This is a genomic window from Kitasatospora sp. NPDC096077, assembly GCF_040303245.1.
GTDB lineage: Bacteria > Actinomycetota > Actinomycetes > Streptomycetales > Streptomycetaceae > Kitasatospora.
In genome coordinates, this window is record NZ_JBEOSV010000114.1 from 1 (window position 1) to 16,586 (window position 16,586).

At 73.3% G+C, this 16,586-nt stretch carries 14 protein-coding genes; 7 read left to right on the plus strand and 7 right to left on the minus strand.

Features of this window, described 5'->3' with window-relative positions:
- Positions 1–99: 99 nt before the first annotated feature.
- Positions 100–1,902: a hydroxysqualene dehydroxylase gene (locus ABTZ03_RS42900; protein ID WP_350518705.1), complete on the minus strand. Its 1,803-nt coding sequence runs from the start codon at positions 1,900–1,902 to the stop codon at positions 100–102.
- 261 nt (positions 1,903–2,163) lie between these two features.
- Positions 2,164–3,255 (minus strand): DUF5937 family protein, encoded by a 1,092-nt coding sequence (locus tag ABTZ03_RS42905; protein WP_350518706.1) that lies wholly within the window; start codon positions 3,253–3,255, stop codon positions 2,164–2,166.
- Positions 3,256–3,364: 109 nt separating this feature from the next.
- Between ABTZ03_RS42905 and ABTZ03_RS42910 the strand changes: the two genes are divergently transcribed.
- The 3 genes from ABTZ03_RS42910 (at position 3,365) to ABTZ03_RS42920 (ending at position 6,029) form a co-directional block, all read left to right on the plus strand.
- Positions 3,365–3,568 (plus strand): hypothetical protein, encoded by a 204-nt coding sequence (locus ABTZ03_RS42910; RefSeq protein ID WP_350518707.1) that lies wholly within the window; start codon positions 3,365–3,367, stop codon positions 3,566–3,568.
- A gap of 279 nt (positions 3,569–3,847) precedes the next feature.
- A complete protein-coding gene (locus ABTZ03_RS42915) occupies positions 3,848–5,209 on the plus strand; it encodes a lipase family protein (RefSeq protein ID WP_350518708.1) in 1,362 nt (453 codons plus the stop codon).
- A gap of 118 nt (positions 5,210–5,327) precedes the next feature.
- Positions 5,328–6,029 (plus strand): Lsr2 family DNA-binding protein, encoded by a 702-nt coding sequence (locus ABTZ03_RS42920; RefSeq protein WP_350518709.1) that lies wholly within the window; start codon positions 5,328–5,330, stop codon positions 6,027–6,029.
- Positions 6,030–6,053: 24 nt separating this feature from the next.
- Here ABTZ03_RS42920 and ABTZ03_RS42925 read toward each other — a convergent pair whose 3' ends face one another.
- Entirely contained in the window at positions 6,054–6,464 is a 411-nt protein-coding gene (locus ABTZ03_RS42925; RefSeq protein WP_350518710.1) for a (R)-mandelonitrile lyase, read from the minus strand.
- Between the two features lie 45 nt (positions 6,465–6,509).
- The gene (locus ABTZ03_RS42930) at positions 6,510–7,526 is read right to left on the minus strand and encodes a zinc-dependent alcohol dehydrogenase family protein (RefSeq protein WP_350518711.1); all 1,017 of its coding nucleotides are present in this window, start codon (positions 7,524–7,526) and stop codon (positions 6,510–6,512) included.
- Positions 7,527–7,716: 190 nt separating this feature from the next.
- On the opposite strand from ABTZ03_RS42930, the gene ABTZ03_RS42935 reads away from it, so the two are divergent.
- Both ABTZ03_RS42935 and ABTZ03_RS42940 read left to right on the plus strand, forming a co-directional pair.
- Positions 7,717–8,019, plus strand: coding sequence for an ArsR/SmtB family transcription factor (locus ABTZ03_RS42935; RefSeq protein WP_350518712.1), 303 nt, complete (start codon positions 7,717–7,719; stop codon positions 8,017–8,019).
- Positions 8,016–8,408, plus strand: a complete 393-nt coding sequence (locus ABTZ03_RS42940) for a VOC family protein (RefSeq protein ID WP_350518713.1) — start codon at positions 8,016–8,018, stop codon at positions 8,406–8,408. Before ABTZ03_RS42935 ends, ABTZ03_RS42940 begins: the two co-directional genes overlap by 4 nt.
- 49 nt (positions 8,409–8,457) lie before the next feature.
- Here ABTZ03_RS42940 and rph read toward each other — a convergent pair whose 3' ends face one another.
- Entirely contained in the window at positions 8,458–11,157 is a 2,700-nt protein-coding gene (rph, locus tag ABTZ03_RS42945) for a rifamycin-inactivating phosphotransferase (protein WP_350518718.1), read from the minus strand.
- Positions 11,158–11,529: 372 nt separating this feature from the next.
- Between rph and ABTZ03_RS42950 the strand changes: the two genes are divergently transcribed.
- Entirely contained in the window at positions 11,530–12,249 is a 720-nt protein-coding gene (locus tag ABTZ03_RS42950; protein WP_350518714.1) for a hypothetical protein, read from the plus strand.
- Positions 12,250–12,283: 34 nt separating this feature from the next.
- On the opposite strand, the gene ABTZ03_RS42955 is transcribed toward ABTZ03_RS42950, so the two are convergent.
- Together ABTZ03_RS42955 and ABTZ03_RS42960 are read right to left on the minus strand one after the other, a co-directional pair.
- The gene (locus ABTZ03_RS42955; RefSeq protein ID WP_350518715.1) at positions 12,284–13,489 is read right to left on the minus strand and encodes a hypothetical protein; all 1,206 of its coding nucleotides are present in this window, start codon (positions 13,487–13,489) and stop codon (positions 12,284–12,286) included.
- Positions 13,490–13,783: 294 nt separating this feature from the next.
- Positions 13,784–14,335: a SecY-interacting protein Syd gene (locus ABTZ03_RS42960; protein ID WP_350518716.1), complete on the minus strand. Its 552-nt coding sequence runs from the start codon at positions 14,333–14,335 to the stop codon at positions 13,784–13,786.
- A gap of 255 nt (positions 14,336–14,590) precedes the next feature.
- Between ABTZ03_RS42960 and ABTZ03_RS42965 the strand changes: the two genes are divergently transcribed.
- Positions 14,591–16,459 (plus strand): serine/threonine-protein kinase, encoded by a 1,869-nt coding sequence (locus ABTZ03_RS42965; protein WP_350518717.1) that lies wholly within the window; start codon positions 14,591–14,593, stop codon positions 16,457–16,459.
- Positions 16,460–16,586: the final 127 nt, after the last annotated feature.

Here is a 16,586-nt window from a genome sequence, read left to right on the forward strand (position 1 = left end):
CGCGAGATCTACCAGGTCCTGACCACACCCAGCACTACATCCATCACCGCCGAGCAGCTCACCACCGCTGCTTGACATCCATAAGAGCATCGCCCGTCGTCAGCCCAGGTCGAGGGCGTTCGGCAGGCCGCGACGGTAGCGGGCCTCGTCCTCCTGCTGGAGGGCGGCCAGCTCCGGCGGCCGGTACAGCGGCCACACCGTGCAGCGCGGCGCCGGTGAACCGTCGGCGTCGAGCAGGGCGTTGACGGCGCGGCGGGCGGACTCGTTGGCGCCCTCCATGGTGGCCAGGTCGATGTCGGTGGCGACGTAGTCGCCGGCCAGGAAGAGGTTGGGCACGGCGGTCGCGGCGGGCGGGCGGTCGTACAGGGTGCCCGCCGGGTGGACCAGCAGCTGTTCGCGGTTGGCCGGGGCCGGGCCGCCGAGGCCGGTGACGGCCGGGTCGATGAACCAGGTGACCAGGTCCGCGTCGTCCAGCACGCGCCGGCCGCCGCTGTTCAGCGAGTCCTTGAGCTGGGCCCAGGTCTCGCGCACCACCTCCTCGCGGGTGCACTTGAGCGCAGGCTTGCCGTAGACGATCCCCGGGAGGTTCCACTCCGAGACGATCGCCGAGAGGCACTCGGCCACCTGCCCGTCGCCGTAGTCGCGGCGGAAGTCCCGGACGGGCCAGAACTGGGCCTGGCCGATGCAGGTGACGGACCAGGGCGAGTCGACCAGGTCGACGTGGCCGTGCACGATCGGGGTGCGGCGGCGCAGGTAGAACTGCACGCCGACCATCCAGTCGGTGCGCAGCCGGTCGCAGCGCGCGAGTCGGGGGTCGGCGGCGCGCAGGGCGGGGCCCCAGGTGGCGCGGGCGTGTTCGACGGGCATCGCGCTGATGTAGTGGTCGGCGACGACGGGAGCGGCCGCGTCGCGCAGCCGCACGCCGGTGATCCGGCCGCCTTCGTACGTCAACTCCTCCACCTCGGAGCCGAGTTCGAACCGGACGCCGAGGGCGCGCAGTCGGGCCTCCCAGGGGCCGATCCAGGCCTCGCTGGTCGGGGCGTTGAGCACCCGGTCCGGCTCGCCGTCGCAGCCCTGGCCCAGCACGTTGTAGACGAACGCCTGGAGGATCCGGGCGACGGTGCGGGTGCTGGCCTCCTCGGCCTTGGTGGCGACGAGGTTGCGGGTGAGGCCGATGCCGAGCAGCCGCTGGTAGTCGTACGACATCTCGTCGGCCCGGATGAACCGCCACCACGGGACCCGCTCCCACTGCTCGTCACGGCGCCGTTCGCAGCTGGTGAAGTGGACCAGCAGCCGGTTGGCGAAGTACGCCACCTCGGTGGCCGGCAGGTGCAGGGCGGTGTCCAGCAGACCCGTCAGCGTCTGCAGCAGCGCGTCGGGCAGCAGCTCCTGGAGCAGCGGGGGAGTGGTCACGGTACGGAACGGCAGCCGCAGGGCCGGTCGTCCGGCGGCGCGGGGGAAAAGCTCCTCGGTGCCGTTGACCAGGTTGTCGTGGACGGTGCGGCCCGCCGCCCCGGCCGGCAGCGGGATCCGGCGCAGGGTGTCGGGGAGGTTGCGGTAGAAGCCGGGGAAGAAGCGGAAGCCGTGTTCGCCGGGCAGTGGCCGCCGGCCGCCGCGGGCGGTGCCTGGCACGTCCATGCTGCGGGCCTTGCCGCCCAGCACGTCATTGCGCTCGTAGACCGTCACCAGGTAGCCGCGCTCGGCCAGTTCCTGCGCCGCGCTCAGCCCGGAGACCCCGCCACCCAGCACGGCGACCCGCCGCTCCGGTCGCTCCGGTTGCCCGTCGGGCCGTTCCGCGGCCCGGGCCGGCCCGGCGGCGGTCAGCGCCAGGCCGGTGGCGGCCCCGGCCGCCGTGGTGAGCAGGGCGCGCCGGCTGTGGGCGGCCGTTGTGATCATTCGCATGATCTGTCAACGAGCCCGCCTAGGCGGCGGGTACGGCCGGGGCCGGCCGCACCCGCCGCCGGTCGCGGTGTCGGCGGCGAGTGCCGCGGTGAGACGGGGCAGGTAGCGCGGGTCGCCGGCCGGGGTGATCGCCTGGGTGAGTGCGAGCACCGGTTGGTGCAGGGCGGGGGTGAGGGGGCCGTGGTCTTCGCCTACGGGAGCAGCCTGATCCACCCGGCCTTACCGGGACGGGACCGCTGTCAGGTCCGGCACGCCGGACCGTCAGCGCAGGACGGACTCCAGGAAGTCGCTGCCGATCCGGGCCACCACGGAGATGTCGAGCTGGTGGAGGACGTAGCGCCCCCGGCGCCGGGTGACCAGCAGCCCGGCCTTGCGCAGGACGGAGAGGTGGCGGGAGACCTCGGGGGCGGTGAGGCCGTACGCGTCGGCCAGCTCGTTCGTCGAGTACGCGGCGCGCGCCAGGTTGCGGCACAGGTTCATCCGCATCGGGTGGGTCAGCGCGTCCAGGCGCAGCTTGACCGTCTCCACGGGCTCGGCGCCGCCGATCTCGTGGGCCGCGGCCGGGTACTGGATCACGGGCTGCCAGCCCGGCCCGTACAGGGTGAACAGGTGCGGCCAGCCGAAGACGCTGGGGATCAGGGTGACGGCGCGGCCGCGGGCGTCGGTGCGGCCGTGCACCAGCTTGTCGACGACGATGCGGCTGCCGTGCTCGTCCTCCTCCAGGCTCAGCGCCGGTGACGCCGCCGTGAGCGCCGCGGCCAGGCCCTGGCGGCGCAGCAGGTCGTTCTTCTGCTGGGCGTCGGCGGTGAGCTGGACGTGGACCCGGCGCCAGGTGTCGGCGAAGAACGCCCGGTCGCAGTCCTCCAGGAGCCGGCGGATCCACGCCCGGGTGCCGGTGGGGTCGGCGAGCATCCGTTCGACGAACGCGGCCTGGTGCGGGCCGCGGGCCGCCGCCAGGTCGAGCGCCCGGCGCCGGGCCCAGGGGTCGACCAGGGGGGACGGCAGTCCCTTGGGGTAGTGCCGGGAGCTGCAGGAGATCTCCAGGGCGGTGGCGACGAAGCTCTCGTCGTCCATCCGGTCGAGGTCGTCCAGCTCCTCGGCGAGGGTCGGCCGGGGGCACGCGGGCATCAGGAAGTCGGCGCGCGTCGACCGCCACATGAAGTCGGCCTCCAGCATCCGGCCGGCCAGTTCCGGTTCGAGGGAGCCGTTGGTCGCCGTCGTCCAGGCGTGCAGCCGGGGGTGGTGGGCCGGCTCGGCGAGCGCGTGCAGCGCGTTGCCGAGCTCGGCCAGCGGCGAGGGGCCGAAGGTGATCCGCTCGTGGGGCAGTCCGGTGATGTCGATCGTCACGCTCACCCCTCCATGGTGCCGGGTGGGGTGACCAGGGCATTTACCGGGGGTCGTCATTTGACGGGGGTTGTCAATCGACGGGACCGGTGGGACGGCCGTGGTGCACGGTGGGCGCATGAACGCACTGCAGCAGCACCTCGTGGACAGCTACCGCGCCGCCCAGCAGGGCGAGGCGGCCCCGCCCGTCCCCGGCACCCACGACCTCGCGGTGCTCCGGGCCGCCCGTGAGCACCGCCGCTTCGAGGCGGTCGTCGCCGGCCGCCCGGTCCCCGGCCGCCTGCGCTTCGCCTTCCGCCGCTGGCTGGGCGTCCAGGGCTGACGGGCCGCCGCGCGGAAGGGGCCGCCGCGCGGAAGGGGCCACTCCGTGGACGGGGGGCGCGCCGGCGTGGAAGGGGGCGCACCGGCGCGGACAGGGGCGCCTTGTGATCCGTCACAAACCGCCGCGGGAATTTCTGTGGTCGCACCCGGGGACAGCGTGCCCGGCCCTCGCCATGATGTTCTCCGGGACGCTACCTACCGGTTGGTAACACGGGCCGGTGGTACACGTCCCCCGACGGACCGGACGGACCGTCAGGAATCCCAGCCACCCGGGGGAGTCATGCGCAAGCGCACGTCCAGGCTGCTCGCCGCCGCCGTCACCACCGCCCTGACCGCCACCGCCACGGCCGTCGCGGTCGGCCCGGCCTCGGCGGCGGACCGTCCCACCGCCGCGCGCTCGGCTGCCGCCGCCGCGAGCGACCCCTTCTACGCCTACGACGGCAGCACCCCGCTGGCCTCGCTCGCGCCGGGCACCGTGCTCAGGACGCGCACCCTGCCGTACCACGTCCTGGGGCTGCCCACCCCGGTCACGGCCGTCCAGCTGCTCTACCGCACCACCGACGCCCAGGGGCGCGCGGTCGCCAATGTCACCACCGTGCTCCGCAGCCTGACCGGGGACGGCAGCAAGGCCGTCTCGTACCAGTCCTTCTACGACTCGCTCAACCCGGAGGACGGCCCCTCCCGGGCGGTGGCCGGGAACCTCAGCATCGGCGGGCTGATCCCGAACGTCGAGGCGATCTTCGTGGTGCCGCTGCTCGCCCAGGGCTACAGCGTGGTGATCCCGGACACCGAGGGCCAGAGCGCCGACTTCGGGGCCGGGCCGGAGTACGGGACCAGCACCCTGGACTCGATCCGCGCCGCCACCGGATCCCAGGCGACCGGCCTGACCGCGGACACCCGCGTCGGGCTGCTCGGGTACTCCGGCGGCGCCATCGCCACCAACTGGGCGGCCGCGCTCGCGCCGAGCTACGCGCCCGACGTGAACGCCAGACTGGTCGGCTACGCCGAGGGCGGGCTGATGGTGGACCCGGCGCACAACGTCAAGTACATGAACGGCTCGCTGGTCTGGAGCGGGATCATCCCGATGGCACTGATCGGGGTCTCGCGCTCGTACGACATCGACCTCACGCCCTACCTGAACGACTACGGCCGGTCGGTCTACCGGCAGCTGGAGCACGCCTCGCTCGTCGACGGCCTCGGCCACTACCCGGGGCTGACCTGGCAGGCGATCGTCAAGCCCCAGTACGCCGACCCGAACTCGGTGGAGCCCTACGTCACGTCCGCCAACCGGATCAACCTCGGCTCGGCGCCGACCCCGACCGCGCCCGGCTACATCGCCCAGGGCAACGGCGGCGTCCTGGAGGGCACCTTCGGCAACCCGGCCGGCATCGGCACGGGCGACGGCGTCATGGTCGCCGGGGACGTACGGGCGCTCGCCCGCCAGTACTGCGCGACCGGCACCGGAGCGGTCTCGTACCAGCAGTACGACGCGCTGAGCCACTTCGGCGTCCCGGTCGTCTGGGCCCCGCAGGCCCTCGGCTGGCTGAACGACCGCTTCGCCGGCCGCCCCGCGCCCTCCGACTGCGGCCACATCCCGGCCGGCAACTCCCTCGCCCCGGAGCAGCCCGCACCGAGCCGCTGACCCTCCGGACCCGAGCCGCTGCTGCCCCCGGCCGCCGTACCGGTCACTGTCAGTGGCCCCGGCTACTGTCGGCCCCGTAGATGATCAGCGATGGTCGCGGGAGGGTGGTGGCAGTCCGATGGGTGGGGCGGGAGACGTACGGGAGGCCTGGGGCCGGGTGGTCGGCCGGCTGGAACGGCACGACCCGGGGCGCTTCGCGGCCCTCGGCGGTCCGGGGGACGCGGAGGCCGTCCGCCGGGCCGAGCTGGCCATGGGCCTGGAGCTGCCGGAGGAGCTGCGGTGGTGGTTCCTGGCGAACGACCTGGACGCCGCGGCGCGGTCCGACGCGCAGCCGTGCGTGGTGACGCACGGCTGCGACGTCCCGCTGCCCGGCGGCGGTCTGCTGCTGGGCCTGACGGACGTCCAGTCGGTCCACCGCAGACAGTCGGCCGCCGGGGAGGCGGGACCGTCCCCGGAGCCCGACCGGCCGTTGTGGCGCCGGGAGTGGGTGCCGATCGCCGCGGAGCGCGACGGCTACTACGGAACGTTCCTGGACACCGTCCACGGAACCGTCGGGACGTGGTCGGAGCCGTACGGCCCCGAGGAGGGGGTGTACGCCTCCCTGGCCGCCTTCTTCCAGCAGACGGCCGACCTGCTGGAGGGCGTCTCCACCGGGGACTGGAGCGGCCCGGGCCGGCCGGCCCGGCCCCGCGCTCCGGAGCGGACCCGCCCCGAGGACGAGCCGATACGCCACTGGGCCCGCGCCCACGGCCTGGTCGTGCACGACCGCGGGCGGATTCCTGCGGCCGTCCGCATGGCCTTCGAGCAGTTGCCGGAGTGAGCGCCGGACCCGGCGGGGGAGGGGTCAGTCGGCGGCGGGTGCTGTGGCGTACTCCTCGTCGGTGACGGGGGTCAGCCAGTGGACGACGTCGTGGTCGGCGTCGCCCTCGTTGATGGCCAGGTGGACCATCAGGCGGTTCGGTGCGGCGCCGTGCCAGTGCTCCTCGTCCGCTTCGAACAGGACGCGGTCACCGGGGCGGATGACCTCGACGGGGCCGCCTCGGCGCTGGCACAGGCCGACGCCTTCGGTGACGAAGACGGTCTGGCCGAGCGGGTGGCGGTGCCAGTGGGTGCGGGCGCCGGGCATGAAGTGCACCAGGTTGGCGGTGACCCGGGAGGGCGCGGGGGCGGCGGCGACGGCGTCGATGTAGACGTCGCCGGTGAACCAGTCGGCCGGGCCCTTGCGGGTGTCGATCGAGCTGCGGGTGATCTGCACGGGGTTCCGTCCTCGGGGCGGGGGTGAGGGGTCGAGGGGGTCAGGTCAGGGCTTGAGCAGGGTCTTGATCGCGCGGCGCTCGTCCATGGCGCGGTAGCCGTCGGCGACCCGCTCCAGGGGCAGGGTGAGGTCGAAGACCTTGCCGGGGTCGATCCGGCCGGTCAGCACGCGGTCGATCAGGTCGGGCAGGTAGCGGCGGACGGGGGCGGGCCCGTCGCGCAGGCCGACGTGGGAGTGGAACAGCTCCTGGCCGTCGATCGCGACCTCGTGGGGCACGCCGACGAAGCCCACGCTGCCGCCCGGCCGGGCCGAGTGCAGGGCCTGCCGCATGGACTGGGCGGTGCCGACGCACTCCAGCACGCTGTCGGCGCCGATGCCGCCGGTCAGCTCCTTGATCCGGGCGATGCCGTCCTCGCCGCGCTCGCCGACGATGTCGGTGGCGCCGAATTCGAGGGCGAGCTTCTGCCGGCTCTCGTGGCGCGACATGGCGATGATCCGCTCCGCGCCCTGTTCCTTCGCGGCGATCACCGCGCACAGGCCGACCGCGCCGTCGCCGACGACCACGGCGGTGGAGCCGGGGCGGACCTGGGCGGCGTCGGCGGCGTACCAGCCGGTGCCCAGCACGTCGGAGACGGTCAGCAGGCCCGGCCAGAACTCCTCGTCCGGCACGCCGTCGGTGGCGACCAGGGTGCCGGCGGCGTTCGGGATCCGTACGTACTCGGCCTGGCAGGTGGACATGAACTCGCGCTCCAGGCAGTTCGACTGCCAGCCGTTGCGGCAGTTGGCGCAGGTGTTGTCCGAGGTCGCGAACGAGCCGACGACGAACTGGCCGGGCTGCAGGCCGGTGACCGCGGAACCGACCTCCTCGACGAAGCCGACGTACTCGTGGCCCATCGGGTGGGCCGCGTCGGTCGCGTCCAGGCCGCGCCAGGGCCACAGGTCGGAGCCGCAGACGCAGGTGACCGCCGTGCGGATGATCGCATCGGTGGGAGCGAGGATCCTCGGGTCGTCCAGGGTCTCGAAGCGCACATCGCCAGGGGCGTGGATCACTGCTCCGCGCATGGGAACGTCCTTACGTCAGCTGGCCAGCTGGTCAGGTGGTCAGGTGGGGGGAAGGGCCCGGACCGGTGTGCCCCGGGTCCTGTCTCCAGGTAACCGCGCCTTCCGGACGGCAGCGAGTCACCGAGCAGGCCGGCAGCGCGCCGAGTCGGCGGACTTGATAGGCAAGTCCTGACTTGCCTATCCTGAAGTTGTGGCCGACGACCTCTTCAAAGCCCTGGCGGACCCCACCCGCCGCACCATCCTCGACGAGCTCGCGGAGAAGTCCGGGCAGACGCTGTTCGAGATCTGCTCGCGGCTGACCATGAAGCATCAGCTCGACCTCTCCCGCCAGGGGGTCTCGCAGCACCTCGCCGTGCTGGAGGCCGCCGGCCTCGTCGAGACCCGACGGGAGGGCCGTTACAAGTTCCACGACCTGAACACGGCCCCGCTGCGGCGGATAGTCGACCGCTGGCCCGTGCCCGACCCCTCCAGCACCCAGGAGCAGAGCCCGTGAAGATCCACCTGACCAGCGTCTTCGTCGACGACCAGGCCGAGGCCGAGCACTTCTACACGGAGGTCCTCGGTTTCGTGAAGAAGCACGACGTCCCGCTCGGCGGCGGCGCCCGCTGGCTCACCGTCGTCTCCCCCGAGAACCCCGAGGGCCCCGAACTCCTCCTGGAACCCGCCGGCCACCCGGCCGCCAGGGCCTACCGCGACGCACTCGTCGAGGACGGCATCCCGCTCGCCCAGTTCGCCGTCGCGGACGTACGGGCGGAGCACGAGCGGCTGGGCGGCCTCGGCGTCCACTTCACCCAGGAGCCCCTGGAGCTGGGCCCCGTCACCACCGCGGTCTTCGACGACACCTGCGGCAACCTGATCCAGATCGCCACGCAGCCCCGGTAGGGGACCGGCACCCCGGCGGCCGGGCCGCCCGGGGCCGGGTTGGGTCGGATCAGGAGAGGAGCTCGACGTACCCGTCCGTTCCGTGCACGCGGATCCGCTGCCCGTCCCGGATCAGCCGGGTCGCCTGCTCCACCCCCACCACGGTCGGCAGACCGTACTCCCGGGCGATCACCGCGCCGTGGGTCATCTGACCGCCCACCTCCGTCACCAGGCCCGCGATGCCGACGAACAGCGGCGACCAGCTGGGGTCGGTGAAGGGCGCGACCAGGATGTCGCCCGGCGCGAGATCGGCGTCCGCCAGGTCCCGGACGACCCGGGCCCTGCCCTCCACGGTTCCGGCCGAGACCGGAACGCCGACCAGGGCGCCGTCCGGCACGTCGTCGCGCCGGTACGCCCCGCTGAGGGCCTCACCGTCCGAGGTGAGCACCCGGGGCGGGGTGAGCGCGTGGTACGACCGGAACGCCTCCGCGCGCTGCCGGACGAGTCGCTCGTCCACCCGGTGGGTGCGCACCGCCTCCTGGAGTTCCTGGAAGGTGAGGTAGAAGGCGTCCTCCCGCTCCCGGAGCACCCCGCTCCGCACCAGGCGGTCGGCCTCCGCCAGCAGGGCCCGCTTGTAGACGGCGTAGCGGCTGATGATGGCGTACTTCGGGTACTCCCGGTACCCGATGAAGGTCCGGACCCGGTCGATCATCCGCTTGGTCTCCTCGGCCTTCCGGTCCCCGTCCGGCAGCGCCCGCAGGCGCGCCAGCACGTCCCGCTCCTCGTCCCGCGCCCTGCGCAGCCCGTCCTCGAACCGCCGCGCGGCGGCGCCCGGTTCGAAGTTCCTGACGTTGTCGAGGAGTGCGGGCAGCAGGGTGGCGGGGTGCTCGTGCCACCGCGTCCGCGTGATGTCGATCTCGCCGACGCAGCGCATGCCGAACCGGTCGAGGTAGCCCTCGACGGCCTCCCGCACCTCGCTCCCGCCCGGGAGCCCGTCCAGCCCCACGAGGAAGTCGCCGTCCGGGAAGTCGGTGTCCGGGAGGTTGCCGTCCGGGAAGCCGGCGTCCGGGACGTTGCCATCCCCGACCTCGCGCAGGAACGCCACCACCTCCGGCTTCGGGCGGATCACGTCGGCGACGTCGAGCAGGGCCAGGCCCATCTGCGAGGTGATGTTGCCGGGGGCGGACAGCGTGAGCGTGTCGGCCGCGTTCTTCTCGCCCAGCCACTCCAGCAGGTGATCGTTGAGCCACCAGGTGGCCTCCATCCCCGCCATGATCGCCTTGAAGCTCAGCGGGTCGCGGAGGAACCGCTTGTGCTCCTCGAAGGCCTCCAGCAGGAAGTCGAACAGCTCCGGTCCGGACTTCGTCCGGATGTCGCGCTCCAGGGCGGCGATGGACTCCCGGCTGCGTTCGACCAGCCCGATGACGAGCTCCGGGTCGGTCTCGATCGGGGCGGACGGGGCGGACGCGGTCGCTGCGGCTGTCGCTGTCGCTGTCGCTGTCGCTGTTGCCGGAGACGCCCCGGTACCCGGGTCAGGGGCCGCCGGAACGAACCCCTCCCGGCCGAGGACGGTCTCCAGGGCGTCCCTGATCAGCGGATCGCCCCGCTCCATGACCTCCAGCAGGGCGGCGCGGCCCGCGGGCGAGGCCAGCCGCCGGGTGACGTCGACGAACAGCCTCCCGCCGGCCTCGTGCATCGGCACCATGGCCGTCAGCCGCCACATCGAGAGCCCCAGGGGCTTCATGGGGTCGGTCATCATCTGGCCGTGGCCGACGGAGACGTAGACGTGGTTGTCCCGGTCGTCGGCCTCCGGAATCGGGAACAGCGTCGTGATCGGCCGGCTCTGGACGACCTGGAAGTCACCGTCCACCAGGCACCATTCGATGTCCTGCGGGCGCCCGAAATGCCCCTCGATCCGGCGCCCGAGCCGGACCAGCCGCACCACCTCCGCCTCCGTCAGCGCCGGCTGCCCCTGCCGCTGCGGGTCGATCGCCACCTCGTGCGTCCCGCCGGCCGGAAGCGCCAGCACGGCCCGCTGCTTGGCGGCGATCGTGCTGGTGACGACCTCGCCGTCCCGCACCGTGAAGACGTCCGGGTTCACCAGGCCGGAGACCAGGGCCTCGCCGAGCCCGAAGCCGGCGTCCACGACGGCGCTCCTCCGGTCGCCCGTGACCGGGTCGGCCGTGAACAGCACGCCGGACGCCTGCGGGAACACCATCCGCTGCACCACCACGGCCATCTGGACCGCCCGGTGGTCGATCCCGTTGCGCCGCCGGTACGTCACGGCCCGCTCGGTGAACAGCGACGCCCAGCACCGGCTGACGTGCCGCAGGACGGCCTCCGGCCCCACGACGTTCAGGTAGCTGTCCTGCTGCCCGGCGAACGAGGCCGTCGGCAGGTCCTCCGCCGTCGCGCTGGACCGGACGGCGACGGCCACCCGCTCACCGAACCCGGCGAGCGCCCCGGTGATCGCCGCCGCGAGCTCGGACGGGACGGCCGTCTCCTCGACGGTCCGCCGGATCCGCGCGCTGAGCGTGCGGACCGCCTCCCGGTCCTCCGGGTCCGAACCCGCCAGCTCGTCGAGCAACCCGTCGAGCGACGGTACTTCGGCGACGATCCGCCGGAAGGCGTCCGTCGTCACGCAGAAACCGGCCGGAACCCGGACACCCTCGATCCGCGACAGCGCACCCAGGTGCGCGCCCTTGCCCCCGACCACCGCGACCTGCGACTCGTCCACCTCGTGGAATCCCAGCACGTACCGCCCGGTCATCGCGACACCTCCAGCACGCTCCTCGAACACGGCGTCAACCCTCTCCACCTTCACCATCCCCCGGACCGGCCCGGCCGGACGCCCCGCCCCGCCGGGCCACCCGTCCTGCCCGCATTTCCGCAGGTAGCGGGGCATCGGCCGACCATTCTGCGCCGTGAACCGGGCCTTGCCGCAAGCCCCCCGGTGCGCTATAGATTGGAAATGGAAGGGAGAGGATTCTCCCTTCCATTTCCTTTTGGCACCCGCTTTGGCGCCCGCTTTGGTGCCCGCTTCCTTTTGGCGCCCGCCGGCATCGGCCGACCCGGCCGTCCTCCGTTATGGTCGTCCTTCGCCCCGACCACGGGGCGCAGTACGTACAGGACGGACCCTGCCATGACCGACGTGACCGACGTGATCGGCGGCCACCCGCCGGACTTCTCCGAGCACCATCCGGAGCTCGCCCGGCACGGGGGTCTCACCGCCGCGCTCCGCGCGACCGCGGCCGAGCACGGCCTCGACCTCGGCGGCGGATCGCCTGCCCCCGGGGTCGACCGGGAGCCGACGGCCGCGTGGTTCGACTCGCCGCGGGGGCGGATGGAGGTCGCCCTCCGGGGCGCGGAACCCGGGTTCGACATCGCGCTGTTCAGCGACCGGGGATGGTTCGCGAACTGGGCGAACGGCAGCACCGCCGACATCGCCGAGGCCGCCGGCGTCCTCGCGGCGTGGCAGCACGGCGCGACCCTCGCCGAACTCTCCCGGCGCTTCCCCTTCATGACGTCCAGCAGGCTGGGCCGGGGGTACGACGAGGGCGACCAGGTGGCCGTGATGTGGGACCTGCAGCTCGGCGACCCGGCCTTCGCGCAGTACCGGGACCTGCTCACCGCCCTGCGCGCCGAGCCGCAGCTCGCGCCGATGTTCCCGTTCTTCTCGATGTGGACACTGCGGCTGGCGAAGGACTCCTACCGCGAGCAGCCGGGCGAACTGCTGATCCGCCGGCGGGACGACGGCTCCTACCTCCTGTGGTCCTCCGCGGAGACCGAGGAGGACCAGCGGGAGTTCCGCCGACTCGACGACCTGGTCGCCGCCGCGGCCGCCCTGCGGACCACGCTCTGAAGCTCACCGCCGGGCCCCGAGCGGCGGGTGGTGGTCAGGGGCGCCAGATCACCGGGACGTGGGTGGAGCTGCCCGGGGCCGGGTAGCCGATCCGGACGCCGACGGTCAGGCCGGAGCCGGTGATGAACTCGGCGTAGGAGTTGGAGGTTTCCGGCAGTGCGTTGAGTTCGGTCAGGCTCCCGTCGGTCTCGTAGCGGAGGGCGTAGCGGTGCTGGTCGGACGGCACCTTGGTGCCGGTGTACCCGACGGAGGCGCCGGCGTTGTTGACGGCGACGGCCGTGGTGTAGTCGTAGGCGGAGCCGATCGTGGTGGCGGTTCCGTCCGGGCCCCAACTCGTGGCGGTGTAGTCGATGTCGTCCGCCCCGGCCTGCCGGCCGACGACGGTGCCCGAGGCGTTGATCGCGTTCGCGGTGGAGTGGCGGCCCAGGTCGGTGACGGTGCCGTCGGCGCTCCAGGTCAGGGAGCGCCACTCGCTGTTCGGGGCGCCGGCCGGTGTGGCGTCCTTGGCGACCACGGTGCCGGCGTCGTTGATCTGGACGACCCACGCGCCGGTGTAGGCGTGGGCCGGGTCGAGCGCGACCGGGGTGCCGTCCGCGTGCCACTTCACCGGGTGGGTGGTGCCGTCGGCCGAACGGGACACCCCGGCCGACTCGCCCGAGCTGTTGACCGTCACGGCCTGGCTGCTGACGTCGCCGGCCAGCGGGGCGAGCCGGACGACCTTGCCGTCCGGGGTCCAGATCACCCCGTGGGAGGCCAGGGCGTGTTCGGAGGATCCGACCACGATGCCGGTGCGGCTGGCCGTGTAGATGTAGCCCCAGCCGCCGGCGTCCTCGGGCAGCAGCGGCAGCCGGGTGAGCGTGCCGTCGGGGGCCCAGCGCACCGGGTGGTAGTCCCCGGAGTAGCCGAAGGCGGTGCCGTCGTCGCTGACGGCCGCGGCGCGGCTGTACGTGTCCCCGGGCAGGTGCGGGAGGACGGTGGGGGTGAGGTCCGGGCTCCAGCGGACTGCGGAGTCCTGGTTGGCGCTGTTCGTGGCGGTGCCGACGATCACCCCGCTGTTGTTGACCGCGACGGGGTCGGTCCAGGTGCTGGGGAACGGGAGGGGCAGGTCGACGGCCGTGTTGGGCGCCGGATCGGTGTCGGCCGCCGCGGTGCCGGCCGCGCCCAGCGTGAGCGTGCCGACGGCGGCCAGGGCGATGGTGGCGGCGCCTGCGGCGCGCAGGGCTCGTGTGCCGATGCTCATGAGTGCGTTCCTCGTCTCGTGGACTTCCTCGGAATGGCACTGTGCGGTGCTGCCGTGTCAGGTATCGCATGGGGAATCGACGTGCGCCACACTGCTCGGCGCACGTCAACTTCACTCAGTCTTCACGAAGTTGGGCCCGAGCGCAGCGGAATCCGGGTGGCCGTCCCGCCGCTGCGGCGGAGCGCGCGGCGGAGCGTCCGGCGGACGGGCGATGATACATCGGCCCCTGATCGGGTCGGTACGGGACGGAGGTGCCTCGGCGGAGGCGCGCGGGACCTGCTGCAGGGCCGCGAGCTACAGGGCCGCGAGGAACTCCGCGAGTGACGGTGCGACCGGGCGACCGCCGTGGTGGCCGGCTTCCTGGAGCAGGATCGCGCCGGTGGCGTTGTCGAGGACGAAGAACAGGTCGGACTCGGTGCCGGCGACGGGGAAGGTGATGGCACCGCCCGACTCCGCCGCCTGGCGGCGCGCGTGGTCGGCCAGGCCGTGGACGGTGTGGCGGAGTTCCTCCTCGTTCCACAGGGTGCGGAGCGACACCGGTTCGCCGGAGTGCTCCAGTCCGTCCACCGGGCCGCACCAGAAGCTGCCGTAGAGCGCGGCCACGTCCGGGTGCAAGGTCGTGCCGGTCTCGGCGAGCGCGCGTTCGAGCTCCGCGAAGTCCGGGGCCGGCTCCATCGGTACGGGTTTCCAGCGGATCGTGCCGTCGGGGGTGGGGTCCCCCGTCCGGCAGGGGGACTGCCATGCGGGGTCGTACTCCACGACGTTCAGGCCGGCCCGGTCCAGCTCGGGCCAGAGGTCGTCGAGGAGCAGGGCGGCGAGCCTGGCCCGCGTCTCGTACTCGGTCAAGGGGACTCCCGTCCATGGGTCCGGTCGCGACGTCGTCCGTCGGACGCTACCGGGCCGGTACGACAGCGGGTCCGCGAGCCGGGGCGTCGGGCGGCGCGCGTCCAAATCCGTTGGGGAGGAGCCCACTTCGCCCCTTGTAGGATTGTTGAACAAAACGCTAGCCTCCTCTCCGTGAGCCCGCACGGCGTCCCGGCGGTTCGCTCGAATCAGATCTGAGGTTTGGTAGTTGACGAACAGTTAGGATGTGTTCCGCCCATGTCTGCAGCCGACCCGCAGCACGCCGCACCGCCACCGCCCGCCTTCCAGCCCCTCCAGGCGGAGGACCCGACCGAAGTGGCCGGCTACCGGCTGTACGCACGGCTCGGGGCCGGCGGGATGGGGCGGGTCTACCTCTCCTACACCCCCGGCGGGCGCCCGGTGGCGCTCAAGGTGGTCCGTCCCGAGTTCGCCGAGGACCCGGAGTTCCACCGCCGGTTCACCCAGGAGGTGGCCAACGCCCAGCGGATCCACGGCCTCTACACCGCCCAGGTGATCGACGCTGGCACCGAGGCCGACAGCCCCTGGCTGGTCACCGCCTACGTGCCGGGCCCCTCGCTGCAGCAGGTGGTGCGCGAGCACGGCGCGCTGCCGGTGCGCACCGTGCTGCTGCTGATGGGCGGCATCGCCGAGGCGCTGCAGGCGATCCACGGCGTCGACGTGGTGCACCGCGACCTCAAGCCCGCCAACGTGCTGGTCGCCGCCGACGGCCCGCGGGTGATCGACTTCGGCATCGCCAGGGCCGCCGACGCCACCGCGCTGACCGGTACCGGCCTGCGGATCGGCTCACCCGCGTTCATGTCGCCCGAGCAGGCCCAGGGCGCGGCGGTCACCCCGGCCACCGACGTCTTCGCGCTGGGCGCGCTGGCCGCCTACGTGGCGAGCGGCGTGCAGCCGTTCGGCGAGGGACCGGACACCGCGGTGCTCTACCGGGTGGTGCACGAGCGGCCGGAGCTGGACGCGGTGCCCGCCGAACTGCGCGCCCTGCTGGAACGGTGCCTGGCCAAGTCGCCCGCGGACCGTCCCACACCGGCCGAGATCATCGAGACCGCCCGCAACCACCCCGAGGTCGGCGGGCAGCTGCGGTTCGCCGACGACTGGCTCCCGGCGCCGGTGTCCTCCGAGATCACCCGGCGCTCCGACCTGCCCAGGACGCTGCCGACCCCCACCGTGCTGGCGACGGCACTCGCGCCCGACGCTCCTGGGCCGACGCCTATGCCTACGCCGGCAGCGGTGCCGCCGCCGTCGTTCGGTGAGCTGCCCACCACGCGGGTGCAGCCGCCGGAGCGGACGGTTCCGACCGGCGGGGCCGTGTCGGCCGCCGCGGCGCCGCAGACCAGGACCGGAGGCGTCTCCTGGAAGGCCCTGCTGGCCGTCGCCGTGGCCGTGGCGCTCGGCGGCACGCTGGCCGGGGTGGTGCTGACCCGCAACGACAAGTCGACCACCGGCACCGGCACCGGCGCCGGCACCGGCACCGGCACCGGCACCAGCGCCAGCGCCAGCGCCGGCGTCGGCACGGCCGCCGCCCAGGTCCCGGCCGCCACCAAGCCCCCGGTCGCACCCGCGACGGCCCCCGCGACCGCGCCCACCGGCGCCTCCACCGGCGCGCCCAGCGCCCCCGGCTCGGCGCCCGCCGCCGCGGCGAGCTACCTCCCGCTGGTGAGCAAGGTCGAACTGAGCATCCCGGCAGCCCTGTTCGCCACCCAGGCGTACCAGGTCGACCTGGTCGGCGGAAAGACGGCCCCGGCCGTCACCACCCCCAAGTGGGCGCTCGCCCTGACGCACGAGAGCCCCGCCGGCAGCGCTTCGGCCGACTCCTTCAGCGCGGCCGGCTACGAACTCTCCGACTTCGCCGTGCTGACCGACCCGTCGTCCACCCCGGCCCAGTGCGACGCCGCGATCGACACCCAGCCCGAAGCCCACGTCGGCTTCGCCCAGGTGAACGGCGGCCGACTGCTCTGCATCCGCGACCGCGGCACCAAGAGCATCGCGATCGCGACCGTCGAGACCGCCGATCTCCAGACCGGCGCGGTCAAACTCGCGCTGAGCACCTGGCAGTTGACGTCCTCCCAGCCCTTAGTCGGGTAGCCGGATCACGTCGCCGTGACCCGGCTACCCGACTAAGGGCGTCCGCCAGTAGGTGGTTGCAGCAAGGCAGGCACGGCTCACCCGATCATGGAGTTCTCTACGCTTCATGATCACCGGGGGATCCGTG

Excerpts from the sequence above, each read along its gene's own strand:
- ABTZ03_RS42900 (WP_350518705.1), bottom strand. The coding sequence starts at position 1,902 with ATGCGAATGATCACAACGGCCGCCCACAGCCGGCGCGCCCTGCTCACC.
- ABTZ03_RS42910 (WP_350518707.1), top strand. The coding sequence starts at position 3,365 with ATGAACGCACTGCAGCAGCACCTCGTGGACAGCTACCGCGCCGCCCAG.
- ABTZ03_RS42915 (WP_350518708.1), top strand. The coding sequence starts at position 3,848 with ATGCGCAAGCGCACGTCCAGGCTGCTCGCCGCCGCCGTCACCACCGCC.
- ABTZ03_RS42920 (WP_350518709.1), top strand. The coding sequence starts at position 5,328 with ATGGGTGGGGCGGGAGACGTACGGGAGGCCTGGGGCCGGGTGGTCGGC.
- ABTZ03_RS42930 (WP_350518711.1), bottom strand. The coding sequence starts at position 7,526 with ATGCGCGGAGCAGTGATCCACGCCCCTGGCGATGTGCGCTTCGAGACC.
- rph (WP_350518718.1), bottom strand. The coding sequence starts at position 11,157 with ATGACCGGGCGGTACGTGCTGGGATTCCACGAGGTGGACGAGTCGCAG.
- ABTZ03_RS42950 (WP_350518714.1), top strand. The coding sequence starts at position 11,530 with ATGACCGACGTGACCGACGTGATCGGCGGCCACCCGCCGGACTTCTCC.
- ABTZ03_RS42955 (WP_350518715.1), bottom strand. The coding sequence starts at position 13,489 with ATGAGCATCGGCACACGAGCCCTGCGCGCCGCAGGCGCCGCCACCATC.
- ABTZ03_RS42965 (WP_350518717.1), top strand. The coding sequence starts at position 14,591 with ATGTCTGCAGCCGACCCGCAGCACGCCGCACCGCCACCGCCCGCCTTC.